General features: G+C 70.7%; 24 protein-coding genes and 1 pseudogene. 14 read left to right on the top strand and 11 right to left on the bottom strand.

Going from position 1 to position 25,386, the window contains the following annotated elements:
- Positions 1–122 precede the first annotated feature (122 nt).
- From ACWCRA_RS07160 to ACWCRA_RS07145, 4 genes and pseudogenes are all read left to right on the top strand, one after another.
- Entirely contained in the window at positions 123–899 is a 777-nt protein-coding gene (locus tag ACWCRA_RS07160; RefSeq protein ID WP_351548727.1) for an enoyl-CoA hydratase/isomerase family protein, read from the top strand.
- Positions 900–1,161: 262 nt separating this feature from the next.
- Positions 1,162–1,674: pseudogene (locus ACWCRA_RS07155) on the top strand (ATP-binding protein); the annotation flags it as partial.
- Between the two features lie 567 nt (positions 1,675–2,241).
- Positions 2,242–3,066: a polysaccharide deacetylase family protein gene (locus tag ACWCRA_RS07150; protein WP_351548730.1), complete on the top strand. Its 825-nt coding sequence runs from the start codon at positions 2,242–2,244 to the stop codon at positions 3,064–3,066.
- On the top strand, positions 3,066–4,274 hold the full coding sequence (locus tag ACWCRA_RS07145) for a YncE family protein (RefSeq protein WP_351548733.1): 1,209 nt from the start codon (positions 3,066–3,068) through the stop codon (positions 4,272–4,274). Before ACWCRA_RS07150 ends, ACWCRA_RS07145 begins: the two co-directional genes overlap by 1 nt.
- 178 nt (positions 4,275–4,452) lie before the next feature.
- Here ACWCRA_RS07145 and ACWCRA_RS07140 read toward each other — a convergent pair whose 3' ends face one another.
- Positions 4,453–5,091 (bottom strand): GNAT family N-acetyltransferase, encoded by a 639-nt coding sequence (locus ACWCRA_RS07140; protein ID WP_351548736.1) that lies wholly within the window; start codon positions 5,089–5,091, stop codon positions 4,453–4,455.
- Positions 5,092–5,193: 102 nt separating this feature from the next.
- Between ACWCRA_RS07140 and ACWCRA_RS07135 the strand changes: the two genes are divergently transcribed.
- The 3 genes from ACWCRA_RS07135 to ACWCRA_RS07125 all read left to right on the top strand — a co-directional run bounded on the left by ACWCRA_RS07135 (position 5,194) and on the right by ACWCRA_RS07125 (position 7,308).
- Complete coding sequence (locus ACWCRA_RS07135) at positions 5,194–5,415, top strand: EF-hand domain-containing protein (protein ID WP_351548739.1); 222 nt, start codon at positions 5,194–5,196, stop codon at positions 5,413–5,415.
- Between the two features lie 82 nt (positions 5,416–5,497).
- Entirely contained in the window at positions 5,498–6,523 is a 1,026-nt protein-coding gene (locus tag ACWCRA_RS07130; RefSeq protein WP_451066996.1) for a CopD family protein, read from the top strand.
- Positions 6,524–6,564: 41 nt separating this feature from the next.
- Positions 6,565–7,308, top strand: a complete 744-nt coding sequence (locus ACWCRA_RS07125) for a TetR/AcrR family transcriptional regulator (protein WP_351548745.1) — start codon at positions 6,565–6,567, stop codon at positions 7,306–7,308.
- Here the strand turns inward: ACWCRA_RS07125 and ACWCRA_RS07120 are convergent.
- The 3 genes from ACWCRA_RS07120 to ACWCRA_RS07110 are packed head-to-tail and all read right to left on the bottom strand — an operon-like array spanning position 7,277 to position 8,549.
- On the bottom strand, positions 7,277–7,516 hold the full coding sequence (locus ACWCRA_RS07120; RefSeq protein WP_451066995.1) for a DUF397 domain-containing protein: 240 nt from the start codon (positions 7,514–7,516) through the stop codon (positions 7,277–7,279). The genes ACWCRA_RS07125 and ACWCRA_RS07120 overlap by 32 nt on opposite strands.
- A complete protein-coding gene (locus ACWCRA_RS07115; protein ID WP_451066994.1) occupies positions 7,513–7,701 on the bottom strand; it encodes a DUF397 domain-containing protein in 189 nt (62 codons plus the stop codon). Before ACWCRA_RS07115 ends, ACWCRA_RS07120 begins: the two co-directional genes overlap by 4 nt.
- Positions 7,701–8,549, bottom strand: coding sequence for a helix-turn-helix domain-containing protein (locus ACWCRA_RS07110; protein ID WP_351548754.1), 849 nt, complete (start codon positions 8,547–8,549; stop codon positions 7,701–7,703). The genes ACWCRA_RS07115 and ACWCRA_RS07110 overlap by 1 nt, the downstream gene beginning before the upstream one ends.
- A gap of 345 nt (positions 8,550–8,894) precedes the next feature.
- Here ACWCRA_RS07110 and ACWCRA_RS07105 point away from each other — a divergent pair, with 345 nt between their 5' ends.
- Entirely contained in the window at positions 8,895–9,338 is a 444-nt protein-coding gene (locus ACWCRA_RS07105; RefSeq protein WP_451066993.1) for an ATP-binding protein, read from the top strand.
- A gap of 9 nt (positions 9,339–9,347) precedes the next feature.
- On the opposite strand, the gene ACWCRA_RS07100 is transcribed toward ACWCRA_RS07105, so the two are convergent.
- Positions 9,348–9,974, bottom strand: a complete 627-nt coding sequence (locus tag ACWCRA_RS07100) for a LysE family translocator (RefSeq protein ID WP_351548759.1) — start codon at positions 9,972–9,974, stop codon at positions 9,348–9,350.
- A gap of 342 nt (positions 9,975–10,316) precedes the next feature.
- On the opposite strand from ACWCRA_RS07100, the gene ACWCRA_RS07095 reads away from it, so the two are divergent.
- Positions 10,317–10,481 carry a hypothetical protein gene (locus ACWCRA_RS07095; protein ID WP_451066992.1) on the top strand — a complete coding sequence of 55 codons (165 nt, stop codon included), beginning with the start codon at positions 10,317–10,319 and terminating at the stop codon, positions 10,479–10,481.
- Between the two features lie 164 nt (positions 10,482–10,645).
- Here the strand turns inward: ACWCRA_RS07095 and ACWCRA_RS07090 are convergent, their stop codons facing one another.
- A complete protein-coding gene (locus tag ACWCRA_RS07090; protein ID WP_451066991.1) occupies positions 10,646–11,350 on the bottom strand; it encodes an HAD family hydrolase in 705 nt (234 codons plus the stop codon).
- Positions 11,347–12,855, bottom strand: a complete 1,509-nt coding sequence (locus tag ACWCRA_RS07085; protein WP_451066990.1) for a helix-turn-helix domain-containing protein — start codon at positions 12,853–12,855, stop codon at positions 11,347–11,349. The genes ACWCRA_RS07090 and ACWCRA_RS07085 overlap by 4 nt, the downstream gene beginning before the upstream one ends.
- Positions 12,856–13,214: 359 nt before the next feature.
- Here ACWCRA_RS07085 and fxlM point away from each other — a divergent pair, with 359 nt between their 5' ends.
- The 5 genes from fxlM to ACWCRA_RS07060 all read left to right on the top strand — a co-directional run bounded on the left by fxlM (position 13,215) and on the right by ACWCRA_RS07060 (position 20,061).
- Complete coding sequence (gene fxlM, locus ACWCRA_RS07080; protein WP_451066989.1) at positions 13,215–14,438, top strand: methyltransferase, FxLD system; 1,224 nt, start codon at positions 13,215–13,217, stop codon at positions 14,436–14,438.
- 54 nt (positions 14,439–14,492) lie between these two features.
- Positions 14,493–14,687: an FxLD family lanthipeptide gene (locus tag ACWCRA_RS07075; protein WP_362373269.1), complete on the top strand. Its 195-nt coding sequence runs from the start codon at positions 14,493–14,495 to the stop codon at positions 14,685–14,687.
- An 87-nt stretch (positions 14,688–14,774) separates the two neighbouring features.
- The gene (locus tag ACWCRA_RS07070; protein WP_451066988.1) at positions 14,775–17,831 is read left to right on the top strand and encodes a lantibiotic dehydratase; all 3,057 of its coding nucleotides are present in this window, start codon (positions 14,775–14,777) and stop codon (positions 17,829–17,831) included.
- Entirely contained in the window at positions 17,831–19,054 is a 1,224-nt protein-coding gene (locus ACWCRA_RS07065) for a lanthionine synthetase C family protein (protein ID WP_451066987.1), read from the top strand. Before ACWCRA_RS07070 ends, ACWCRA_RS07065 begins: the two co-directional genes overlap by 1 nt.
- Complete coding sequence (locus ACWCRA_RS07060; protein ID WP_451066986.1) at positions 19,036–20,061, top strand: thiopeptide-type bacteriocin biosynthesis protein; 1,026 nt, start codon at positions 19,036–19,038, stop codon at positions 20,059–20,061. The genes ACWCRA_RS07065 and ACWCRA_RS07060 overlap by 19 nt, the downstream gene beginning before the upstream one ends.
- Before the next feature lie 797 nt (positions 20,062–20,858).
- Here the strand turns inward: ACWCRA_RS07060 and ACWCRA_RS07055 are convergent.
- From ACWCRA_RS07055 to gcvT, 4 genes are all read right to left on the bottom strand, one after another.
- Entirely contained in the window at positions 20,859–22,226 is a 1,368-nt protein-coding gene (locus ACWCRA_RS07055) for an L-serine ammonia-lyase (RefSeq protein ID WP_351548762.1), read from the bottom strand.
- A gap of 178 nt (positions 22,227–22,404) precedes the next feature.
- Entirely contained in the window at positions 22,405–23,664 is a 1,260-nt protein-coding gene (gene glyA, locus ACWCRA_RS07050) for a serine hydroxymethyltransferase (protein ID WP_351548764.1), read from the bottom strand.
- Positions 23,665–23,688: 24 nt separating this feature from the next.
- Positions 23,689–24,066 (bottom strand): glycine cleavage system protein GcvH, encoded by a 378-nt coding sequence (gcvH, locus tag ACWCRA_RS07045; protein ID WP_351548767.1) that lies wholly within the window; start codon positions 24,064–24,066, stop codon positions 23,689–23,691.
- 153 nt (positions 24,067–24,219) lie between these two features.
- Entirely contained in the window at positions 24,220–25,335 is a 1,116-nt protein-coding gene (gcvT, locus tag ACWCRA_RS07040; RefSeq protein WP_451066985.1) for a glycine cleavage system aminomethyltransferase GcvT, read from the bottom strand.
- Positions 25,336–25,386 lie beyond the last annotated feature (51 nt).

The following is a 25,386-nucleotide window of genomic DNA, read 5'->3' as shown; positions in this document are numbered from 1 at the left end:
CCGGGACCCTTCTCCGCCCCCGGGACCCTTCTCCGCCCCCGGGACCCTCTCCCCCCGCCCCGGCCCCGCGGTGTGAGCCACCACACCGGCACAGCCCCGTTAGCGGCGGTTAACCTGCCTCCATGACGACTGCGACTGTGCACTTCGAGGTCCGGAACGGTGTCGGCACCATCCGGCTGGACCGCCCTCCGATGAACGCGCTGGACATCGCCGTCCAGGACCGGCTGCTGGAACTGGCCGCCGAGGCGGGCCGCCGCGATGACGTGCGGGCGGTGATCCTGTACGGCGGTGAGAAGGTGTTCGCCGCCGGTGCGGACATCAAGGAGATGCGGGAGATGGACCACGCCGGGATGGTGGTCCGCTCCCGCGCGCTCCAGGAGTCGTTCACCGCCATCGCCCGCATCCCCAAGCCCGTCGTCGCGGCCGTCACCGGCTACGCCCTGGGCGGCGGCTGCGAACTGGCGCTCTGCGCCGACTACCGGATCGCGGCGGACAACGCCAGGCTCGGCCAGCCCGAGATCCTCCTCGGGCTGATCCCCGGCGCGGGCGGCACCCAGCGGCTCGCCCGGCTGATCGGTCCGTCCAGGGCCAAGGACCTGATCTTCACCGGCCGCCAGGTGCGCGCCGAGGAGGCGCTCGCCCTCGGCCTGGTGGACCGGGTGGTGCCGGCCGCCGAGGTCTACGAGCAGGCGCACGCCTGGGCCGCGAAGCTCGCCCAGGGGCCCGCCCTCGCGCTGCGCGCCGCGAAGGAGAGCGTCGACGCGGGTCTGGAGACCGACATCGGGACCGGACTCGCGATCGAGCGGAACTGGTTCGCCGGGCTCTTCGCCACCGAGGACCGCGAGCGCGGGATGCGCAGCTTCGTCGAGGACGGCCCCGGGAAGGCCGAATTCCTCTGACATGGCGCGGTCCGGCGCCCCGGCGGTCGCGGGACCGGGCGCCGTCAACCCGGTGGGCGCCCCGGAAGAGAATCGATCCAGCTGTGGGAAAGGGGCCCGCGACCCGGCCCCGAGCCCCCTGTTGACAAGGAGTCAGCGCAGGTGGGCTCGGGCGGGGGCGAGAGTCCCGCACCGGTGTCATATGCGGACCGGCACCCCCGGACGGGGGTGCCCACCCGTCCCTCTTCCACGGGAACGGCCACAGAAGTCCCCCGGTGCGGCGATGATGGGGGACATGGCGGGCCTCGAAGGTGTGGAACAACCGCGGCAGCGTGGCGGTGCTGTCGCCACCCGGTGGATGACCGCCATCGAGGACGAACAGACCCTGAGGGCGCTGGAGTTGCACGGCAACCCCACCGAGGCCGAGGTCCGGTTGCCCTCCCGCCCGGAATCCGCCGCGACCGCCCGCCGGCTGACCCACTGTGTGGTGCTCCGCCAGTGGGCGCTCTCCGCCCAGACCGCCGAGTACGCGGTGTTACTCGTCTCGGAGCTGGTGGGCAATGCCGTACGGCACACCGGGGCCCGGGTCTTCGGGCTGCGGATGCTGCGCCGCCGGGGCTGGATCAGGATCGAGGTGCGCGACCCCTCGCGCGGGCTGCCCTGTCTGCTGCCGGTCCAGCCGATGGACATCAGCGGCCGGGGGCTCTTCCTGGTGGACAAGCTCTCCGACCGGTGGGGCGTGGATCTGCTGCCGCGCGGCAAGACCACCTGGTTCGAGATGCGGATCGCCGACCGCGGCACCGCGCCCGTCACCGTCGCGGTGACCACCACCACGACCGCGACCGCCAGCGCGACCGCGACCGCGACCGCCAGCGCGACCGCGACCGCCAGCGCGACCGCGACCGCGACCGCCACCGCGCCCGCGACCGCTACCGCCGCCGCGACCGCCACCGCGGTCTGATCGCCGGGCCCGGACGCACAGAAGCCCCCGTGGACCGAGGGTGTCGGTGCCGGGGGCCTCTGTGGAGCGCCGTGGAGCAGGGGGGGTGTCTCCACGGCCGCTGATGCCGACCTGGCCCGGGTCAAGGGGGGTCGTGTCAGCGACTATGGCAGACGGGGGCCGCCGGATCAAAATCCTCTACTCCGACATAAGGGGCGAATGGTGATAGATCTTTTGTGAATCCCAGGTGAGCTGGGCCACTCGCCTGGTAAATAGTGCGTGAAGTTCGCTTGCGGCGAATGTTTCCTTGATCTGTCCGCATCAGATGGACCGTGGGTCCGCCCCCGCCCGGCGCGACCCGCAGACGCCACCCGTGCGGGCAATCATCATTTTTTGCGCAAATCGGGCCTACGCTCCCTCTCCGTGACCCCGATCGACCGCCGCCGCGCCCTGCGGACCGCGGCCCTGGCCACCGCCGCGGGCCTGGCCACGAGCTGCGCGGGTGAGGGCCGCGCCCGCGACCGGGCGCCGGCCCGCGCCGACCTCCCGCCCCCGGACCTGCCCGCGCCCCCCGCCTCCACCGCCCCGCCGCGCCCGGCCCACCGGCCCGCGCACCGGCCGGCCCCCGCCGCCCGCCGCTTCCCCGGACAGCCCGCGCAGATCGTCCACGGCCCCCGCGACCGCGACCGGGTGGCACTCACCTTCCACGGCGGCGGCGACCCGGCCACCGCCCGGGCCGTCCTCGCCGAAGCCGCCCGCGCGGACGCCCGCGTCACCGTCCTCGCCGTCGGCGGCTGGCTCGACGACCACCCGGATCTCGCCCGCCGCATCCTCGACGGCGGCCACGACCTCGGCAACCACACCCAGCGCCATCTCACCATCACCGAGATGTCCGACGCCGACGCCTACGCCGAGATCACCGGCTGCGCCGACCGGCTCCGCAGACTCACCGGCTCCATCGGCACCTGGTTCCGCCCCTCCCGCACCCAGCGCGCCACCCCCAGGATCACCCGCCTCGCCCACCGGGCCGGCTACCCGCACGTCCTCTCGTACGACCTCGACTCCCTCGACTTCACCTCCCCCGGGGCCGCGGCCGTGACCCGTACGGTCACCGGGCAGATCCAGCGCGGATCGGTGGTGAGCCTGCACTTCGGCTACGCGGACACGGTCGCCGCGCTGCCCGCCCTCCTCGACGATCTCGACCGCCGCGGACTGCGTGCGGTGACCACCACGGAGCTGCTGAGCTGATGCACCCAGGAACCACACCACTGAGACTCACCCGGCGGGCCGGCGCGCTGGCGGCCGGGGCCCTGATCGCCCTCCTCGCGGGCTGTGGCGCGGAGATCCCGCAACAGCCCGGCGGCACCGAGCGCGAGAGGTCGAAGGCGGCGGCCCCGCCCCCCAGGCCCGAGCCGGCCGCCCCGGCCGGACTGCCCGGCATGCCGCCGGTGCTCGACCCGAAGGACATCTACGCCGCCGACCGGCCGGGGATGCTCTCCCCGGTGGTGCGGAAGTTCCCCTCCCGGGTGTACGTCCCCAACACCAACGACAACACCGTCACGGTCATCGACCCCAAGACCTACGAGATCCTGGAGACCATCCCGGTCGGCATCCAGCCGCAGCACGTCGTCCCGTCCTGGGACCTCAAGACGCTCTGGGTCAACAACAACCGGGGCCACACCCTCACCCCCATCAACCCCGCCAACGGCGAGGCGGGCGAACCGGTCGAGGTCCACGACCCGTACAACCTCTACTTCACCCCCAACGGCAAGCACGCCGTCGTCATGGCCTCCCTCGACCGCGAACTGGTCTTCCGCGACCCGCACACCATGGACCGGGTGAAGACCACCCCGGTGACCTGCTTCGGGGTCAACCACGCCGACTTCTCCGCCGACGGCCGCTACTTCGTCGTCTCCTGCGAGTTCTCCGGCGAGCTGCTGAAGGTCGACACCGAGAGAATGGAGGTCGTCGGCCAGCAGAAGCTGCCGTTCGAGGGCGCGATGCCGCAGGATGTGAAGATCTCCCCGGACGGCAAGACCTTCTACATCGCCGACATGATGGCCCACGGCGTGTGGGTGCTCGACGGCGAGAAGTTCACCACCCCCCGGCTGATGCCCACCGGCGAGGGCGCCCACGGCCTCTACATCTCCCGGGACTCCCGGGAGATGTACATCCCCAACCGGGGTGAGGGCTCCGTCTCCGTCTTCGACTTCGCCAAGAACAAGCTCGCGAAGAAGTGGTGGCTGCCGGACGGCGGCAGCCCCGACATGGGCGGAGTCTCGGCGGACGGGAAGGTCCTCTGGCTCTCCGGCCGGTACGACGCCGAGGTGTACGCCATCGACACCCGCACCGGGAAGCAGCTGGCCCGCATCCCGGTCGGCGACGGCCCCCACGGCCTCGCGGTCTATCCGCAGCCGGGCCGCTACTCGCTCGGCCACACGGGGGTCTTCCGCTGACGCCCGCCACGGGCCGGGCCGGGCTCCTCGTGCCCGCCCGGCCCCTCCCCGAGGCGCCTCCCCGAGACGTCTCCGGGCCACCTCCAGTGCGGCTCCGGGGAGTTTCTCCCGGATCAGGCCGGACCGGCGAGGCGCGGCACCAGGGCTCGCGAGCCCGGCAAGATCCGGAAGAGACGGCCTAGGGCGCCGAGAAGAGGGCTTCCGAGCCGACCGGCCGGAAGCCCGCCGCCTGGAACGTCCGCACACTGCGGGCGTTCCCCGGCGCCTGCTGCGCCCACACCACCTCGTCCGGCACGAGCTGACGGGCCGCCACCGCGAGGCTCCGCCCGAGCCCCCGGCCGCGCGCCTCCTCGTCCACCTCGATCGCCGCCTCCCAGCGGCCCGCGAGTCCCCGGCCGAGTACCAGCAGCCCGCCGTCCGCCGCCCACACCCGCACCCCGTCCCGGTGCTTCATGGCGCGCGCCACCCGGGGGTGCTCCGGGTCCTCGATCTCCCGCAGCTCCGGCTCCGGCAGACCCGGCAGTCTCGTGGCGGCCGTCACCAGGTCGACGGTGTCCATCACCCGGCCCGTCCGCGCCAGCATCGCGGCCAGGAAGACCGGGTGCACCGAGGCGGCGAGCCAGTCCGACGGGGTGGCCGCCAGCCGGTCCCGTACCCACTCCGGGTCCTCGTCCGTGAAGACCACCGAGTGCGCCGTCAGCGCCAGCACCCCCGCGTCCCGGGCGTTCGGCTGCCCGATCACCGTCGTACCGCCGTCCGGCGGAGGGAACTCCCCCCGGGCGGCGGCGTGCAGGATACGGGCCAGTTCATCGCTCATGCCGCCATCGTCGCCCACGGCCCCTGGCACGGAGCGACCGGGGCGGGCCGATAATCTGATCTCCATCAGTAGTGCGCAGTGCACCTAGGAGGGGCGTAAGCAGTGGCGGACATCGAAGCGGCGCGCAAGGCGTTCGAGCGGTACGACCTGGACGGCGACGGCCTCATCACGGCCGCGGAGTACAAGAGCGTCATGGCGCAGCTGGGCGACTTCAATGTCACCGAGACCGTCGCCGAGGCCATCATCAAGACCAAGGACGCCAACGGCGACGGTCGGCTGACCTTCGAGGAGTTCTGGGACGCGCTCAACAAGAACAAGGCCTGACCCTGCCGGAGCGGCTCCCCGGCACCCGGCCGGGGCGTTCGCCCCGGCCGCCGGGGGGTGGTCCGGAGCGGTCACCCGCGCCATGGCAGCGACACCCGGTGACGGCCCCGCCGTCACCCCCCAGCAGAGCCCGGCCCCGGCCCCGGCCCCGGCCCCCGGCCGGGCCGCCCGCCGCAGAGCCGCGCGCCGGTCGGCCCGCCGGACCGCCGCCCTCGTCCTCACGAGCGGGCTCATCGCTCTTCTCGCCGCCCTCTTCGGCGGCGATCTCGCCGCCCGGGGCACCGGCGAGCTGAAGGTCCCCGCCGCCGGAGCCACCACCGTCCTGCGCACGGCCGTCCTCGCCGCCCTCGCGGTCCACCTCGGCGAACTCGCCGGTGCCCGGCTGGCACCCCCCGGCGCCCTGCCGCGCGGCTGGTCGCTGTACGCCGCACTCGCCGGAGCGGCCGGTTCGGCCGGCCAGATCGCCGTCCTGGCCGAGGTCAGCGCCATCGACATGACCACCGCGTACGGCACCCGGGACGGCCGGCTCCTCCTCATCACCGCCAACGGCTTCCTCGCCGCCGCCGGCTGTGCCGCCCTGCGCCGCCCCGGGCTCGCGCTCCTCCCGCTGACCGCCGTCGTCGCGGCGGAGTCGGTGCGCGCCCACCCGGAGCAGTACACCCCCGAGATCGGCACCGCGCTGACCGCCGTCCATCTGCCGGCCGCGTCCCTGTGGGCGGGCGGACTCCTCTACGCCCTGCGCCTGATGTGGCTCCACCGCGCCGACCGCCCGGCGGCCCTCGCCGCCCTGGCCCGCTACGCCCGCCCCGCCGCCTGGCTGCTGGCCGCCCTCGCCCTCACCGGCACCGCCTCCACGCTGCGCAAGCTCCCCGCCGATGTGGTCCTCACCTCGGCGTACGGCAGGGTGCTGATCGTCAAGCTGCTGCTGGTCGCCCTCGCCTGCGCGCTGGCCCTGGCCGCCCGCCGCCGGATGCTCCGAGGCCGGCCGGACGCCCGGAACCCGGCCCGCGCCGAACTCGCCGTACTGGCCGTGATCGTCGCCGTCTCGGCGGTCATGACGGTGGTGCCGGACCCGCACTGGGTGAGCGCACGACTGGGCATTCGCTGATCGGCCCTGGTGAGCCCGTTACGGCGACTACTGTTGTGCGGATGACAACCGAAGCGATCGGCGGGCGACCGCCGAGGGGGCGCCCACGGACGGTCACGCGCAAGGCGGTCATCGAGGCCGGTATCGCCCTGACCCTGGACGAGGTCACCGTGCAGGCGGTGGCCGAGAGCTTAGGCGTCACCCGGGTCGCCCTCTACAAACACGTGCCGTCCCAGGCATCACTGCGACTCCTGGTCGCGGAGGGCATCCTGGAACGCTGGAGCCCCCCGGACACCGACGGCGAATCGGTCGAGGACTTCCTGCTGGCGCTCGCGGTGTCGCTGCGCGCGCTGGTGACGGACCACCCGGGGATCGCGGGCTATCTCTCCCAGCTCCAGTCGGGCTCGCGGGTGAGCATGGCCCGCTTCGAACAGACCCATCTGCGTCTGGTGCGGCTGGGACTCGAACCGTGGCAGGCGTCGTGGATGGCGTCCACGGTGGCCCAGCAGGCGATCGCCGCGACGGCGGTCTTCGGCACCCCGGCCTCCCGCACCCAGCGGACGGAGGTGCTGGCCCAGATGACGCCGGAGTTCTCGGTCTTCCCCATCAAGCACGTCCACGCCCGGGAGCTGGGTGACGATGCGGTGTTCCTCTGGACGATGCGGGGCCTGGTACGCGGCTGTCTGGCGTCCCTGACGGACGACGACCCGCGCCCGGCGGGAGCCCCACGCACGGGCGGACCCGGAATCCCGGACCCGCCCGCGCCGACGGCTCTCAGAGCCGAGAGCCGGCCGCCAGTGTGGTGAAGTCGGCCCAGGCACTCGGGGACACGGTGAGCGGGGTGCGCTCGGTGTCCTTGGAGTCCCGGACCAGAACGGCTGCGGTTCTCACCGAGATTTCGACGCAGTCGCCGCCGCCGCCATCGCTGTGGCTGCTCTTGAACCAGGCGGCGACCTCGACGCAGTTGCCGCCGCCGTCGTTGCTGTAGCTGCTCTTGCGCCAGATCAGTGTCACCGCACCTCCGCCGCGAGTGTGGTGAAGTCGGCCCAGGCGTGGGGGGATACGACGAGAGGTGTCCGCCGTGTGTCCTTGGAGTCCCGGATCAGGACGGCATCGGCTCTCAGGGCAATTTCGACGCAGTCGCCGCCCCCGCCGCCGCTGTAGCTGCTCTTGAACCAGACCAGTTCCGTGGTGCCCATCATGCTCCTCGCATCTGCTCCAGCAGGCTCGTGGTGGCCTGACGGCTCAGAGCCTGTGAGCGCATCTTGCCATAGCGCTGGAGCATGGCGCTGGCAGCTTTGGGATCGGTGATCAGCATGCTGCTGTCATGGGCTTCGACGTAGCCGATCCAGCGGTGCTCGTCCGTCTCGGCAAGTCGCATCGGCCCCTCGAATCCCGAATGATCCGCCTGGCGCAGGGGCATCACCTGGATCTCCACATTGCGGAGACCGCCCATGGCGAGCAGATTGTCCAGAAGAGCCTTGGTGATCTCGGCACCACCCAGACCACGTTCCAGCAGGGCTTGCTCGATGATGAAGCTGAAGGCGGTGTTCGGCAACTCGGTCATCAGCTGTTGCCTGGCCAACCGCCCTGCCACCTGCTGTTCGAACTGCTCCTCCGTCAGGTGCGGAAGCCGTCGCTCGAACACCGCCCGGATGTAGGCCTCCGGCTGGAGCAACCCCGGAATGACACTGCACTCGTACGCGTACAGCGAGATCGCCTCTTCCTCGATCCCCGCCCACTGCTGAAACCAGGACGCCAGCCCCGCCTTCCGTGTCAGGCTCCGTGCCGCCGCCACCAGCACCCGTGCCGCCACCGGGCCCAACACCGCTTCCGACCGGTCCAGAAGAGCCCTCGGCGGGAAACGTTTGCCCTGCTCGATCTTGGCGATGTACGCCACCGAGTACCGCACCCGGGGAGCGAACTGCTCCTGGGTCAGCCGGGCTTCGTCCCGCAGGGCCTTCAGCACCGCGCCGAAGGTTCTGAGACTGTCCGACAGTTCGGCTTCGCCGACGCTCCCTGTCCCGGCTCCGTTCTCCGCCGCCATAGCAGCCCGCCCGCCTTTCGTACCCGTACCCGACTTGTGCCGCTCGGTACAACGCCGACGGCCACCATGGTCACGGGCAGTGACCCACCCAGTCCAGGGAGTCAACCAGTACAAGGAAATCTGTATGGGTTGCGCCCCCACCGACCTGCGGCTCTTCGGGCCCCCCGGCCCGCCGCCGCCCGGCTGTCACCCTCAGGGGACCACTCCCGCACGGATGTGCGTCACACCGCGCGGAATTCCTCGCTCCGGAGGCTCCGTACGGCCTCCCGACCCGCCACCGGGACACCGCCGCCTGTATCGGGAACGTCCCTGTTCACCGGGGGGACGTTCCCGGAATCTGCTCTCATGACCTCCCCTCACACCTCCGCGCTGACCCCCGCCACCTTCACCCAGCGTTTCTCCGCGACCCGGCGCGGCGCCCGTCTGGCGCGGCTGCTCGCCACCCATCAGCTCATCGAGTGGGGCCACCCGCGCGGGACGGAGTTCTCCGACGCGGTCACGCTGGTGGTCGCCGAGCTGGCCTCGAACGCGGTGCTGCACGGCCACGTGCCCGGACGGGACTTCGCGCTCCACCTCTCCTGCGACGACGGACGCGGCGTCGTCCGCGTCGAGGTCTCCGACGCCCACCCCGCCCAGCCGGCCCGCGTCACCCCCCGCTCGGACGACGCCCACGGCCGCGGCATGGTCCTGGTCGACGCCCTCGCCACCCGCTGGGGTGTGGCGGACCGGGTGGGCCCGGGAAAGACGGTCTGGGCCGAGTGCGCCCACCGGCCCGCTCCCCGTGACTGAACCCTCCGCTCACCGCACCACCGCGGTACGCACCCCCAGGGCAACCAGCACCGCGCCCGCCGCGCGGGCCATCGCACGCCGGAACCGGGGTGTGTCGATGACGGTCCGCGCGGCGGAGACCACCGACGTCCAGAAGAGGAGCCAGGTGACGACGACACCCACATGCGCGACCGCGAGCACGGCGATCTGCGGTGCGACGGGGTGGCTGGAGGTCAGGAACTGCGGCACCAGCGTCAGATAGACCGAGGCGGCCTTCGGGTTGAGCACATCGGACCAGAACCCCTGCCCGTATCCCCCGAGCCGTCCCCACGGCAGCCGCGGCCGCCCCCGCGTGTTCGGCGTCTCACTCCGGCGCGCGGAACGCCAGGTGGTCACGCCCAGCCAGACGAGATAGAGGGCGCCCAGCAGCTTCACCACCGTCAGTGCCTGAGCCGACGACATGACCAGCGCCGACACCCCGACGGCGGCGAAGGCCGCGTGCACCAGGAGCCCGGTCGCCGTACCAAGGGTGACGAGCACTCCATCGGCCCGGGAGCCGGCGATCACCCGCTGGGTGACGAGGGTGAAGCTGGCGCCCGGGATCAGGGTGAGAGGGACGACCGCGACGACGAAGCCGAGCAACTGCTGCCACTGCACACGCGTGAGCCTAGGCAATGGGGCGGGAAAGGGGCAGCCCGCCGCCGCGGGTGATGGGCGCTCCCCTGGGCCGGACCGGGGCGTGGGGAGGGGACTCCGCCGCAGTCGGCGGAAACTGTTTCGTCGAGCCATGGAACCGGCCGGCCCCTGCGGACACTTGTCGGTGTGGACTCGCAAACGTGCTCCGCAACACCGCCCGCTCCGCCCGCCGGCACCGTGTGGCGATGTCATGTCTGTCGCCGACGGAGCCGATGCCCGATTTCTCCGAGGCGCTGGTCGGGCAGATGGTCGACGCCCAGAGACTCGCTGCGGCGACCAGGGCGCTGAAGCGCCTGAAGCGGGGTGAGCGTGAACCGCGACATGGGCGCCGCACTCGTCCACGACGCGCGCACCGCCATGCCCGACCCGTTCATCTCTCTCGGCAACGGCTACTGCTACAAGTTCCCCAGGGCCGGCTACCCGACCGGCGGCAACTGGAACGACAAGGCGGACTACATCCAGATGTAGCGCGCACGAGCCATCCGCCGCTCCCCACGGTGCGGCGGGTGGCTCTCCATGCGGAAGAGCCACCCGCCGGTGCCCCACCCGTGTTGTCGCCCGCGACCGAGCGGGCCGTTCCCAGGCACCACGGAGAGGAGGTCTCTTCGCCGGCTCCTCGATGCGTGCCTCTTCTACACGGTCTCGCGCCGGATCAGCCGCAGGAGCTGTGGGGGGTCGGTCAGATCCGCGATGACATCATCCGCTCCCGCGTGGGCCAGGGCGGCTGCCGAGGTCGTTCCGGAGGCAACGCCGACCACTCTGGCTCCGCCTTCGCGTCCTGTGCGGACGTCCTCCAGCGAGTCCCCGACGATGACGGTATTGCTTCGGTCGAAGCTGTGGCCGTACGCGGCCCCGGCCCGCTGCTGCGCGACGCCCACCAGAGCCGGCCGATGAGGATCGTCCGATGCGTACCCGCCGACCGCCGGGTCGACCAGGTCGATCAGGCCGAATGCCGAGAGTTTGATTTCTGCGCTGGCCTGAAGATTTCCGGTGACGACGGACGGCAGAAGATGGGGAGACCTCCGCACGGCGGTGAGCGACTCGGCCGCACCGGGGAGCAGCAGTCCATCCGCCGGCATTCTCTCCCGGTGCCGCTCCAACTCCCCAGGCATGAGGCCGATGATCCGCCGGGCGAATGCTTGCACCCGGTCCCCGGGGACGCCGTTCACGGTGAGGAGTTCCTTCACCGCGACCGGCATGGTGACGCCTGTCCCCTTTGCCGGAAGCCGCTCCGGAGCGTGCCCCACCACCCGTTCGAAGACGGTGCGGTAGACGAGCCGATCGATGTCGCCGACGTAGAGAAGAGTCCGGTCGATGTCCCACAGGACCAGGATCATGCCGCCGCACGCCCTTTCATGATGGATTCGCCGCGTTCGAGGAGGTCGCGTGCCGCAGGGGAGCCCTCGAACCGACGGACCTCCGCAAGCATGGAGCGGAGATGATCGTCCAGACGGGCGGAGTGCACGCCGGCCACGAGACTGAGGACTTCCTGGGCGATGCCCCATCCGGCGTCGGGGTTCTTCGTCTGCATGTGGGCGGTTGCCGCTCGGGAGAGGAACTGGGCGGTCGTACGGATCTCCTCCTGGCTCAGCTCATGACGAGCGGCGTCGAACGACTCCGCCGCTTCGCTGGGCCGACCGAGGTCGAGCAGGCAGCTTGCCGTCTGACCGAGGATCTCGCCCGGCTTGATCCAGTACAGCCAGTCCGGATCGTCTTCCCCACGGCCCTGTGCACACAGCACCCTGGCTTCCTCAAGGGCCGCTCGGGCGGCCGCCTCCTCGCGCAGCCGTGCGTGGCCTCGGGCCTGCCGGGTCAGCAGCATCGCCTGGAGGGCCGGAGCGTCGCGGTCACTGATACCCAGCCGCGCGGCCCTGGCGGCGGTGATCGCGTCCCGTGGATCTCCGGCGGAGTACCCATGGATGCACAGGAAGGAGAGAGCCGCTGCGGTAAGGCGGGAGTCCCCGGAGGCGTGGGCTGCCCGCAGCGCGGCGAGGAACAGACGCTGCGCCTTCGCGTGGTTGCCGCCGTCGAACATGTACCAGCCGGCCTGCGTTGCCGCGTCCGCGGTCGCCGCCGCCAGCCGGCGTCCCCGGGCCTCGTCGTACGAACCGTGCTTCAGCAGTCTGACGAGGATCTTCAGGTGTCCCAGCGAAGTCGCGGCCAGACTGCCGCTGCCGCTGCTGGCGTCCATGTGCCGGAGAGCGTCGGTCGTCGCCTCCAGAGAAGTAATCAGCGGGATGGTGACTCTGGCGCCGTTCGGAGGCATCGAGGCCATGGCCTCAGGGGCCGCGATGGTGGATTGCAGCACGTACTGCGTCAGGCCGGCCCCGCTGAGCGCCAGCATCCCACGGCGTTTCATGACACCTCCGACAGCGAACTCAAGTGAGCTCACCATACGGTCGGCGTTCCACGGCAGAGCAGGGTCGAGAGGTCCGTTCGACATCCCCCGGTCCGGTTCACCGAACGGGGCCAACAGCAGGGGACGAAGGTCTGCGGGAAACCCGAGGCCGTTGAGGAAGTCGATGATGGCCTCGCCTCCCCCCAGGTGCTTACGGCCTCGTTCCAGATCCGAGATGAACGACTGGGTGAGGCCCGTCAGAGAGCGGACGGCCATCTGAGAGAGGCCGGACCGCCTGCGCAGCAGCCGCAGTAACTCACCGAAATCCCAGGCGGACAGAGCTTTGTGGACCTGCTCATCACGCCATGCCCGGTCGGGAATCCGCGCGATGTCGCCGCCCCGGGCACAAGGAGCGCACAGAGGACCGGGGTTGTACTGGCTCAACCCGTGACCGCACGTGCCGCACAAACGAAACGACGACTTCAAGAGCGGTCCTTCCCGCACTGCCTCACCCCGACCAACCGTCCGCACCAGGCTAGGCGCAGGCCGGTATCGCTGGAGCGATATCTCTCCAGCGGTCCCTTTGAACCCGCGCGACCTCAAGACTCCTCCCATGGCTCACCGCACACGCCGTCCGGAAGCACCACGATTCCGAGTCCGAGGGAGGGGACACCGCTGCGGCGATGAGCACGCCTCGTGACCCACAGGAGACCGCACGACCCGGCGCGGCGCATCCCGGCCGGCCCCTGTCGTTCACCGGGGAAGACCGACGACCGCCGATAGCGTCCCGGCGTGTGGGCACCGACGGTGCCTCGCCGGGCGGTCTCCCCGCCCCGAACATGCACGAACGAAGGACACCCCTCATGAACCACACGACGGTCGACCCCGACGAGGCCGCACGACTGCGCAACGAGGTCGTGGGCCGGTTGGTCGCGGACGGCGCGATCTCCTCCCCGGAGGTCGAGGCCGCGATGCGGAAGGTCCCCCGCCACGCGTTCGCTCCCGAGGCGACACTGGAGAAGGCGTACGCGCCGTACGCGGCCGTCATCACCAAGACGGACGAGCACGGCGTCCAGCTCAGCTCGGTCTCCGCGCCGCAGATTCAAGCGATGATGCTGGAGCAGGCCCGGGTCCGCCCCGGGATGCGGGTGCTGGAGATCGGCTCGGGCGGTCTGAACGCGGCCTACCTCGCCGAGCTGGTCGGGGAAGCCGGTGACGTGGTCACCGTGGACATCGACCCCACCGTCACGGACCGGGCCCGCAGGCTGCTGGACGAGCACGGCTACGGCCGGGTCCGAGTGGTCTGCGTCGACGCGGCGGAGCCCTTGGACGGCCTCGGCACGTTCGACCTCGTCATGGTGACCGTCGGCGCATGGGACATCCCGCCCGCGTGGACCGGGCGGCTCACCCCCGGCGGACGCCTGGTGGTACCGCTGCGGATGCGCGGGCTCACCCGGTCCGTGACCTTCGTCCGCGTCGACGATCACATGGAGAGCGAGTCCGCGTTCGTCTGCGGCTTCGTCCCCATGCAGGGCTCGACCGCGCACCGGGAGGAACTGCTGCTCGTCGCCGGGACCCCCGAGATCGGGCTGCGGTTCGACGACGGACTGCCAGCCGATCCGAGCCTGCTCGACAACGCCGTCACCACACCCCGGGTGGAGCTGTGGACCGGGGTCGAGGTCGGTCGCGGCGAACTCGTCGACACCCTCCAGATGCACCTGGCGATCACACTGCCCGGCTTCTGCGTCATGACGGTCGACCCCGACCTGGACACCGGGATCGTCGCTCCTTCGAACAAGTCCTTCTCCCTGGCGGCGGTGGACGGCGCCGACTTCGCCTATCTCACCGTCCGCCGGACCGAGGACGACCGGGGTGTCGAGTACGGCGTCCACGCTCTCGGCCCCACGGCCTCCGGCTTCGCCAAGATCGTCGCGGACCACGTCCGTGACTGGGCCCGCGACCGGCGCGGCGGCCCCAACCCGGTCATCCGCGTCCATCCGGCCGGCACTCCCGACGAGCAGATCCCGGCCGACCGGGTCATCGACAAGGTGCACAGCCGGATCTCACTCGCCTGGCCTCCGGCATAGCCGCGGGAGACCAGGTCGTCCCGCACCATCCCAGAAGAAAAGGAAGGGCACGGCATGACCAACGCCACCCTGGCCCAGGCCGAACCGCCTCTGGCCTTCGAAGAGGACGATTTCGCCCCGCTCGACGTGCGGGTCGTCGTCGCGGAACACCCGTACGGCAAGCTCATGTGCTCCACCGGTGACGGCTGCGGACCGACGTGCCAGGGCGGGGCCTCCGCCTGCAACTCGTTCGTGGAGGACTCCGCCTGATCAGGCGCTTTCGGTGGATCGGACCGGCCTCGGTCCGGTCCACCGAACCGCTTCCTGCATCCGCGCCGACCGAAGGGGTTCCTCTCCATGACCGCCAACACCGAGGTCGGATACCGCTGGCAGGGCGTGGCTCTGCTCCGCGCGACCACGAGCACGGGCGTTGTCGACCTGCCCCGCGCACTGGACCTGGACAACACCGTGCTCCTCCGAGACTGGCTCGCCCGGACCTGGCAGCGCGATGACGTACGGGAGGCGCTGCGACTCGCCGCGCCGGTGCTGTGCGAGACCGTCGAAGCCGCCGTCCAGGGACAACAGACCCAGCCCCGGAAGATCCGCCGGGCCGTGCTCTCGGTCGCCTCCTACCTTCTGCGCTGGCAGCACCGCCCCACCCCCTTTGGGCTGTTCGCCGGTACGGCCCCACTCCTCGTCGGGTCGGAGCCCTCGGTCCGATGGGGTACGAAACCGACTGCGACCGTACGAGCGGATGCCGAGTGGCTCACTGAGATCATCCAGCGCCTCCAGGCCAGCTCCGGGCTCCGTGACCGGCTGCCCGTGATCGCCCATGCGCCGGTTCAGATTCGTGATGACCGGCTCGTCGCCCCCGGCCGGCCCGCCGACGCCCATGCGACGCACCTGGCGCCGGAAGAGATAGCCGTATGGAACACACGCTCGCTCGCAGCCGCGATGGACGCGGCTCGGGCACCCATCCCGTACGGGGATCTGCGTGCCCAGCTTCGTATCCGGTTCCCACGGGCCGCCATCGAACAGATCGACACTCTGCTCCAGGAACTCGTCTCGCACCACCTCCTCATCACGAGCCTGTGGGCACCCATGACCACCGTCGACGCCTTCGGCCACCTCTGCACCGAGCTGGGGAAGGCGGACGCGGAGACGGCGGACGGGGTCGGGGACCTGGTGCGGGAGCTGTACGCGATTCACCAGGAGCTGTCCGGGGTGCGGTTTGACCGTACGACGCTCGGTGCCACGGTCGAGCGGATGCGAGCGGTCTCCTCAATCACCGCGACCCCGGTTCTCGTCGACACGGCCCTTGACTGCGAGGTCAGGATCCCCCAGCCGGTGGTGGACGAGGCGCAGCGCGCCGTCGCGGCGCTGTACCGCATCACCCCGCAGCCGTACGGCTACCAGCACTGGCGCGACTACCACCACGAGTTCCTGGCCGAGTACGGCACCGGAACGCTTGTCCCCGTTCTGGACCTGGTGTCGGACACGGGCCTCGGCTTTCCCGCCGGCTACACCGGATCCGTCCGCGAACGGCCGGCGAGGCACCTGACGGACCAGGATGGAATCCTTCTTTCCCTGGCTCAGGAAACCGTTATGGCGGGTCGCGACGAAGTGGTCCTTACCGACACCGTGATCGCTGCCCTGGCCCAGGCTGCGGGCACCGACGACAGGACGCTCGTCCCTCGGGTGGAGGTCGCCTTCGAGATCCACTCCGCATCTACTGCGGCACTCGCGCAGGGAGCCTTCCAGGTCCTGATCACCGGCGTGCCGAGACCGGGCAGCAGCATGGCCGGCCGTTTCGCTCACCTGCTTCCAGCGGAGCACCGGGACGCGCTGGCCGCCACGTACACGGACAACACCGGCGGGGTCGCCGCGCAGCTCAGTTTCGCTCCCCGCCGACGGCGCAACGAGAACGTCGTCCGCGTCCCGCGCCTGCTCTCCCACGTCATCCCGCTTGCTGAGCACCGCGAGCCGGACGACGGTGCGACCCCTCTCACCGATCTCGCCGTCACCGCCGATGACCGCGGCTTCCGCCTCGTCCAGGTCTCCACCGGCGGGCCGATCACCGTACGGGTGCCGCACGCCCTCGAAGCGGCGCTCCAGACCCCACCGCTGGCCCGGTTCCTCGCCGAGATCGCCACCGCCCGGCACGCCGTCTACAAGCCGTTCGACTACGGGGCCGCTGCCCGCCTGCCGTACTTGCCCCGGGTGCGCTACCGACGCACCATCCTCACCCCAGCCCGCTGGTTGCTTGATGCCCAGGATCTTCCCGACCGGACGGCCACGGTGAAGGAATGGGACCGCGCCCTCGACGCCTGGCGGGACCGGCTCCGCGTCCCGGAACGCGTCATCATGGCCGAACACGACCAGCGCCTCCTGCTGGACCTGACCCACAGCGTCCACCGCCACATCCTCCGCACGCACCTCAACGGAGCCGGTCGCCTGGTCCTGCGCGAAGCACCGGACACCGACGCCCATGGTTGGCTCGGCCGCGCCCACGAGATCTGGCTGTCGCTTCACTCCACCCATAGGGACGACGGCGATGCCGAGCGCTCCGCACTGACCTCGACCGTCCTCGTCGACAGGGGAGAACTCGACTTACCCGGCGCCGGTACAGTCCTGCGCGCCCAGCTCCATGCCCACCCACGGCGCCAGGACGAGATCCTCGACCGGCACCTGTCCGGCCTCCTCGAACGCTTCGGTGCCACCCCGCCGATGTGGTGGTTCACCCGCCACCATGACTCCTCCTCGTACCTGGGGTTGGTCCTCCACATCGAACCCGGCACGTACGGCACGGCGGCCGAACACGTCCAGGCGTGGTCCCGCTCTCTCCACGAGAAGGCGATGGCCTCCAAACTCACCCTGACCGACTTCCGTCCACGCCCGGGTGAGTACGGGCATGGGCCGGCGCTGGCCGCCGCGCACCGGCTCTTCGCCGCCGACTCAGCGGCAGCCCTCGCCCAGATCCGACTCACTGACCAGAACCCCAACTACTCACCCCAAGCCCTGGCAGCGGCCAGCATCCTCGACCTCGTACGACACATTGCCCCCAGCCCCGAAGAGGGGGAGGACTGGCTGATCGAACAGACACCTCAGGGAAGCGGGCGACTGGACCGGCACCTGTGCGAACAGACCCTCGGCTTCGCCACCCTGGGCGACCGGGCCGCGCGCACAGCTTTCCCGGGCGGCACCGGGGTCACGGAGGCATGGGCCACCCGTGCCACCGCCGTCCGCGACTACTGGCGAGCCCTGACCGGCCAGCGCGCCCCACTGACCACAGCCCGCTCGCTGATCCACCAGCACCACGCCCGCGCCCTCGGACCGGATCCCACCACCGAAGCCGCCACGCTACGACTCGCCCGAACCGCAGCCCTGCACCACCAGCACCGGAGGGGAACGTGATGACCGCCCCGGCGCCCGAACTCCTCCAGTGGCTCACCGACCGCCTGGCCGACCCCGTCCCGCCGCCCGCGGACGAGCCCTGGCGAGCCCAGTCCCTCGCCGAAGGAGCAGCGGGAATCGCCCTCCTCCACATCGAACGCGCCCGCCTCGGCCTGGCACCCTGGAAGCACGCCCATCGCTGGATCACCCAAGCGGTGGCCGGAGAGGTCAGCGCAGCCGACACCACCGGCCTCTTCCTCGGGGCGCCGGCCGTTGCCTTCCTCCTCAGCACCACACCCCCGTCGGCCGAGCACCTCTACGCCGACGCGCGGGCCACCCTGCACCGGCACATCACGGAGCTCGCCCACCGCCGGACCGACGCGGCGCTCTCACGAATCCACCACGAAGGCCCGGTCTCGTTCGCGGAGTACGACGTCTTCTACGGCCTCTCGGGAATCGGCGCCTACCTCTTGCGCACCGACCCTGGGGGTGCGGCCCTGGAACGAGTCCTCGGCTGCCTGGTCGCTCTGACCCGTCCGCTCGACGAAGACCACCGTGGCCTCCCCGGCTGGTGGGTCGATCATGGCCCGAACCGTGAGCACTCCGCCGATTTTCCCGGCGGGCACGGCAACCTCGGTGTCGCCCACGGCATCACCGGCCCGCTGCTCCTCCTCGCCCAGGCTCTCCGCCGGGGCGTCACTGTCCCCGGCCAGCCCGAAGCCATCCGTACGATCTGCGACCACCTCGACACCTGGCAGCAGCAGGGTGAAACGGGCCCCTGGTGGCCGGAGCACCTCACCCGCCACGACCTCGCCACCGGCCGCCCCCACCAGCCCGGCCCCGCCCGTCCGAGCTGGTGCTACGGCACCACCGGCATCGCCCGCGCCGGCCAGCTCGCGGGCATCGCCTTGAACGACGCCAAACTTCAGGCTGTCCATGAAGACGCTCTCCACCGGGCGCTGACCGACCCCACCCAGCTCGCGAGCATCACGGACAACGGTCTCTGCCACGGATGGGCCGGCGTCTACCAAACAGCTGTCCGGGCAGCCCACGACGCGCACGACCCCCGTCTCCGCACTCTGCCCGCTCTCCTCGGCACCGCCTTCCGGGATCGTGCGCACCCCGCCGGAGGCCGGAACCCAGGCTTTCTGAACGGCGACGCGGGTACGGCGCTCGCCCTGACCACCCTTACCGCGCAGCAGACCCCGACCTCGGGATGGGACGCATGTCTTCTGATCGACTGACCCGGACCGATCCGTCCCAGGCCGCGGAAGCGGTCCTCGACGTGCTGGCCGGGACCGCGGTCTCCGAGGCCGCCCGCACAGCGGAGATGGATCCGTCCGACCTCACCGACGCGGTCGAGCTCTTCCGGCACGCGGGGACCGAGGCCCTCCGGAGCAGCTCGACCGACTCCGAGTGGTGGCAGGTGAACCTCCACTTCGCCGAGTGGCGGATGGCCGAGTTCCACTTCCTGGCCGTGATCATGCCCCTCCTGCGCGCCGCTGAGGCCGCAGGGGACATCGACGGCTGGTGGTACACGCGCAAACACCCCTGCTGGCGCCTCCGTATTCGGCTCTCCACGAAGCCGACGGCAAGGGCCGCACTGACGGAAGGCTTCGACCGGCTCACCGCCCCGGCCCAGGGCTTCCTCGAACGGTGGTGGACCGGCATCTATGAGCCGGAGACCACGGCCTTCGGCGGTCCTGCGGGCATGATGGCCGCACACCGACTGTTCGTCGCGGACAGCCGGGAGATCCCCCGCATCGACGACCGTCAGGACGTCCCCCTCGGCCGCCGCGAACTGTCCTTTCTCCTCTGCACCCTGATGATGCGCGCCGCCGGCCTCGAATGGTACGAACAGGCCGACGTCTGGCACCGCGTCATCACCGACGAACACCGCACCCCGGTCAACCCCATGTCCCCGGAGAAGCTCGAAGTCATCTCGGAGGCCATCGGAACCCTCCTACGAGCCGACCACGACAGCCTGCTGCGCCCCGGCGGGCCACTCGAACCCGTCAAGGAATGGGCCGCCGCCTTCGGGGAGACCGGCCGATCGCTCGCCGAAGCCGTCCGGCTCGGCACACTCGACCGAGGGCTGCGCCGGATTCTCAGCCTCCACGTGATCTTCCACTGGAACCGGATGGGGCTGACCATGCACTCCCAGGGCGTCCTGGCGCTGACCGCCCGCACTGTGATCCTGGGCCAATCACAGGATTCATCCCGGCCTCCGAAGACCTCTTCCGGAGAGTGAGGGCGTCGCCGCCCGGAGCTGGCCGTGAGGGCTCATGGTCCGGATCTAGGACCTAGGATCCTGGATCTAGGAACTACTACTGCGGGGCGCGAGCGCCCCCACACCTGCCCACCGTCTGGTTCCCTGCTCAGGGAGACGGCCAAGGCTCCTGGACGAACGCTGAAACGGATTGGACTGGCCGGACTCACTTCGTCCGGAAAGGCGGCGCATGCCGCCCTGATCTGCTCTACTGTCAGCCCGTCCTCGCCCGCGCGGGCAAACGCAGCAAACAGTGTGTTCGCCAGCCGGAACAAGACCGCGTCATCGATAGCCGTGTCAGCCCGGCGCGCAAGGATGGCGACAATCTGCCCAAACACAGAAGCGACGGCCTGCTCGGCCGCCACGGTATCCAGTCCAAACTGCTTGTCCGTCACTGAACCGCCCCTGGTTGTGTCCTGACTCCAGAGTTGAGGTTCCACCCCGATTTACCTGGGGGAGGTGTAACGATCACGGTCATGCCAGGGCTGTGGTCGATGCCGAGGTCGTGGTGCTCAATCCAGGCAGGGTCTGCGTACACCCAAGGGTGACCTGTTGGTCAGGGTGGTGTGCGAGTCCGAGCTCGAACCGAGCGGCGGTACCGAGCTCTTCGGCCAAGACCTTCGAGTCTCAGGAGACTGCAGCAACCGACACCTTCAGGGCCGCACCAGAAGGGGCATCCCAGGGCCGATCCAGGGACTTTCCGCCGTGCGGGCAGGGAAGGCCCTGACAGCGCTGAAATGCGGAAAAGCGCTGGTCAGGCCCCACCCGTCACGACACGCTCAGCACTCGATGATGTTCACCGCGAGCCCGCCCCGCGCCGTCTCCTTGTACTTCACCGACATGTCCGCCCCGGTCTCCTTCATGGTCTTGATGACCTTGTCGAGGGAGACCTTGTGGCTGCCGTCGCCGCGCATCGCCATCTTCGCCGCCGTGACGGCCTTCACCGCCGCCATTCCGTTGCGCTCGATGCACGGGATCTGGACCAGGCCGCCGACCGGGTCGCAGGTCAGGCCGAGGTTGTGTTCCATGCCGATCTCGGCCGCGTTCTCGACCTGCTCGGGGGTGCCGCCCAGGACCTCGGCGAGGGCGCCGGCCGCCATGGAGCAGGCGGAGCCGACCTCGCCCTGGCAGCCGACCTCGGCGCCGGAGATGGAGGCGTTCTCCTTGAAGAGCATGCCGATCGCGCCGGCCGAGAGCATGAAGCGGACCACGCCCTCGTCGTCCGCGCCGGGGACGAAGTTCATGTAGTAGTGCAGCACCGCCGGGATGATGCCCGCGGCGCCGTTGGTGGGGGCGGTCACGACCCGGCCGCCCGCCGCGTTCTCCTCGTTCACGGCCATGGCGTAGAGGGTGATCCACTCCATCGCGCGGGCCAGCGGATCGCCCTCGGCGCGGAGCTGGCGGGCGGAGTTGGCGGCGCGGCGGCGGACCTTGAGGCCGCCGGGGAGGATGCCCTCGCGGGACATGCCCCGGGAGACACACGCCTGCATGACCCGCCAGATCTCCAGCAGACCGGTGCGGATCTCGTCCTCGGTGCGCCAGGCGCGCTCGTTCTCCAGCATCAGCGCGGAGATCGAGAGCCCGGTCTCACGGGTCAGCCGGAGCAGCTCGTCACCGGTGCGGAAAGGATACTTCAGGACGGTGTCGTCGAGCTTGATCCGGTCCTCGCCCACCGCGTCCTCGTCGACGACGAAGCCGCCGCCGACCGAGTAGTACGTCTTCTCCAGGACCGTGGCGCCCTCGGTGTCGTACGCGAGGACGGTCATGCCGTTGGCGTGGTACGGCAGTGTCTCGCGGCGGTGCAGGATCAGATCGCTGTCGAAGTCGAAGTCGATCTCATGGGTGCCGAGGAGGCTGAGGCGCCCCGAGGACTTGATCTTCTCCACCTGGTCGTCGGCGCCCTCCACGTCGACCGTCCGGGGCGAGCTGCCCTCCAGACCGAGGAGTACGGCCTTGGGGGTGCCGTGGCCGTGGCCGGTCGCGCCGAGGGAGCCGTACAGCTCGGCCCGGACGGAGGCGGTCCGCTCCAGCAGTCCTTCGTTCTTCAGCCGGCGGGCGAACATCCGGGCGGCGCGCATCGGGCCGACCGTGTGCGAGCTGGAGGGGCCGATGCCGATCGAGAACAGGTCGAAGACCGAGATGGCCACGGGGGGACTCCTAGGGGTTGGTAGACGCCGTTGTCTGCCGGGGTGGTGCAGATCGAGCGGGACGGACGGGGTGGGGCGGGGGGACGGGCGGGGGCACCGCGCTCACCTTCCAGTGTGCGTGGTGCCCCCGGAATCGCCGTGGAGGGCCGGCCCGGGTCGCGGGCCGGCCCCCTCGGTCCTACAGCCCCGGGTACAGCGGGTGCTTCGCGGCCAGCGCGGACACGCGGGCGCTCAGCGCCTCGGTGTCGTACGACGGCTTCAGCGCCTCGGCGATGATGTCGGCGACCTCGCGGAAGTCGTCCTCACCGAAGCCGCGGGTGGCCAGCGCCGGGGTGCCGATCCGCAGGCCCGAGGTGACCATCGGGGGCCTCGGGTCGTTCGGGACGGCGTTGCGGTTGACCGTGATGCCCACCTCGTGGAGGCGGTCCTCGGCCTGCTGGCCGTCCAGCTCGGACTCGCGCAGGTCGACGAGGACCAGGTGGACATCCGTACCGCCGGAGAGCACGGAGACACCGTGCTCCGTGACATCGTCCCGCACCAGGCGCTCGGCGAGGATACGGGCGCCGTCCAGGGTGCGCTGCTGGCGCTCCTTGAAGTCCTCGGTCGCGGCGATCTTGAAGGAGACCGCCTTGCCCGCGATGACATGCTCCAGCGGGCCGCCCTGCTGACCGGGGAAGACCGCGGAGTTGATCTTCTTGGCCAGCTCCTGGGTCGAGAGGATCACTCCGCCCCGGGGGCCGCCCAGCGTCTTGTGGGTGGTCGTGGTCACGACATGGGCGTGCGGCACCGGGTTGGGGTGCAGACCCGCCGCGACCAGGCCCGCGAAGTGGGCCATGTCGACCATCAGATAGGCGCCGACCTCGTCCGCGATCCGGCGGAAGGCGGCGAAGTCCAGCCGGCGCGGGTAGGCGGACCAGCCGGCCACGATCAGCTTCGGACGGGACTCCTTGGCGAGCTTCTCGACCTCGGCCATGTCGACCTGGCCGGTGGCCTCGTCCACGTGGTACGCGACGACGTCGTAGAGCTTGCCCGAGAAGTTGATCTTCATGCCATGGGTGAGGTGCCCGCCGTGCGCGAGGTTCAGACCCATGATGGTGTCGCCGGGCTTGAGCAGGGCGAACATCGCCGCCGCGTTCGCCTGGGCACCCGAGTGGGGCTGCACATTGGCGTGCTCGGCGCCGAAGAGCGCCTTCACCCGGTCGATCGCGATCTGCTCGACCACGTCGACGTGCTCACAGCCGCCGTAGTAGCGGCGCCCGGGGTAGCCCTCGGCGTACTTGTTGGTGAGGACCGAGCCCTGGGCCTCCATGACCGCGACCGGAGCGAAGTTCTCCGAGGCGATCATTTCCAGGGTGGACTGCTGACGGTGGAGCTCGGCGTCGACGGCGGCGGCGACATCGGGGTCCAGCTCATGGAGAGGGGTGTTGAGAAGCGACATCTCGGGTCCCTGTCGTGGTCGTGGTCAGTTGCTGGAGAAGGCGGTGTACTCGTCGGCGGAGAGCAGATCCTTCGGCTCCTCGCTCACGCGCACCTTGAACAGCCAGCCGCCCTCGAAGGGGGCACTGTTCACCAGCGAGGGGTCGTCCACCACGTTCTGGTTCGCCTCGGTGATCTCACCGGACACGGGCGAGTACAGATCGCTGACGGACTTGGTCGACTCCAGCTCACCGCAGGTCTCGCCCGCGGTCACGGTGTCGCCCACCTCGGGGAGCTGGGCGAAGACGACATCTCCGAGCGCGCCTGCCGCGAACTCGGTGATCCCGACCGTCGACACGCCGTCCTCGGCGTCCGACAGCCACTCGTGCTCCTTGCTGTAGCGCAGCTGCTGGGGGTTGCTCATGACCTGAATTCTCCTGTACGCGGGAAGGGGGGATGAACGGACGGGGGGTGATGGGGAGTGCCGCTGGTCACGTCGGGCGCCGCCTCGTGTCACGGTGCGTGACGCCGGGGCCACCGCCGAAGCGCGGGAAAGAGGGGAAGAGCGGGGAAGGCGCTACTTCGCGCGCTTGTAGAAGGGCAGCGCGACGACCTCGTACGGCTCGTGTGTGCCGCGGATGTCGACCCCGACGCCCTCGGTGCCGGGCTCGGTGTGCTCCGCGTCCACATAGGCGATGGCGATCGGCTTCCCCAGCGTCGGGGAGGGCGCGCCGGAGGTGACCTCGCCGATCACCGATCCGCCGGCCACCACTCCGTACCCCGCGCGGGGGACCCGCCGGCCCTGGGCGATCAGCCCGACCAGCTTGCGCGGCGGGCTGGTCGCGGCGCGCTCGGCGGCGGCCGTCAGAGCCTTCCGCCCGACGAAGTCGCCCTCCTTCTCGAACTTCACGACCCGGCCGAGACCCGCGTCGAAGGGGGTGAGCGCGGTGGTCAGCTCATGCCCGTACAGCGGCATGCCCGCCTCCAGGCGCAGGGTGTCGCGGCAGGAGAGTCCGCAGGGGACCAGTCCGGCGGGGGCGCCGGCCTCGGTCAGCGCCTGCCAGAGCCGCTCCGCGTACCGGGGCTCGACGAACAGCTCGAAGCCGTCCTCGCCGGTGTAGCCGGTACGGGCGATCAGCGCGGGAACCCCGGCGACGGTGCCCGGCAGGCCCGCGTAGTACTTCAGTCCGTCCAGATCGGCGTCGGTGACCGACTTCAGGATGCCGGGGGACTCGGGGCCCTGCACCGCGATCAGCGCGTAGGCGTCCCGGTCGTCGCGCACCTCGGCGTCGAAGCCGGCCGAGCGTTCGGTGATCGCGTCCAGGACGGTCTGGGCGTTGCCGGCGTTGGCCACGACCATGTACTCGGTCTCGCCGAGCCGGTAGACGATCAGGTCGTCCAGGATGCCGCCGTCCTCGCGGCAGATCATGGTGTAGCGGGCGCGGCCGGCGCCCACCGAGCCGATGTTCCCCACCAGGGCGTAGTCCAGCAGCGCGGCCGCGCCCGGGCCGGTGACGGTGATCTCGCCCATGTGGGAGAGGTCGAAGAGACCGGCCCGCGTGCGGACCGCCAGGTGCTCGTCGCGCTCACTGCCGTACCGCAGGGGCATGTCCCAGCCCGCGAAGTCGGTCATGGTCGCGCCCAGTGAGCGATGGAGGGCGTCGAGCGCGGTGTGGCGGGGGGCATTACTCATGGATAAAGCTCCCAAGGCATGGCGGACGAGGACAATCCTCCCCATCTGTCA

The organism is Streptomyces sp. NPDC001889 (assembly GCF_053594535.1).
The sequence above is the reverse complement of the archived record's forward strand: the minus strand, read 5'-3'. Positions and strand labels throughout refer to the sequence as shown.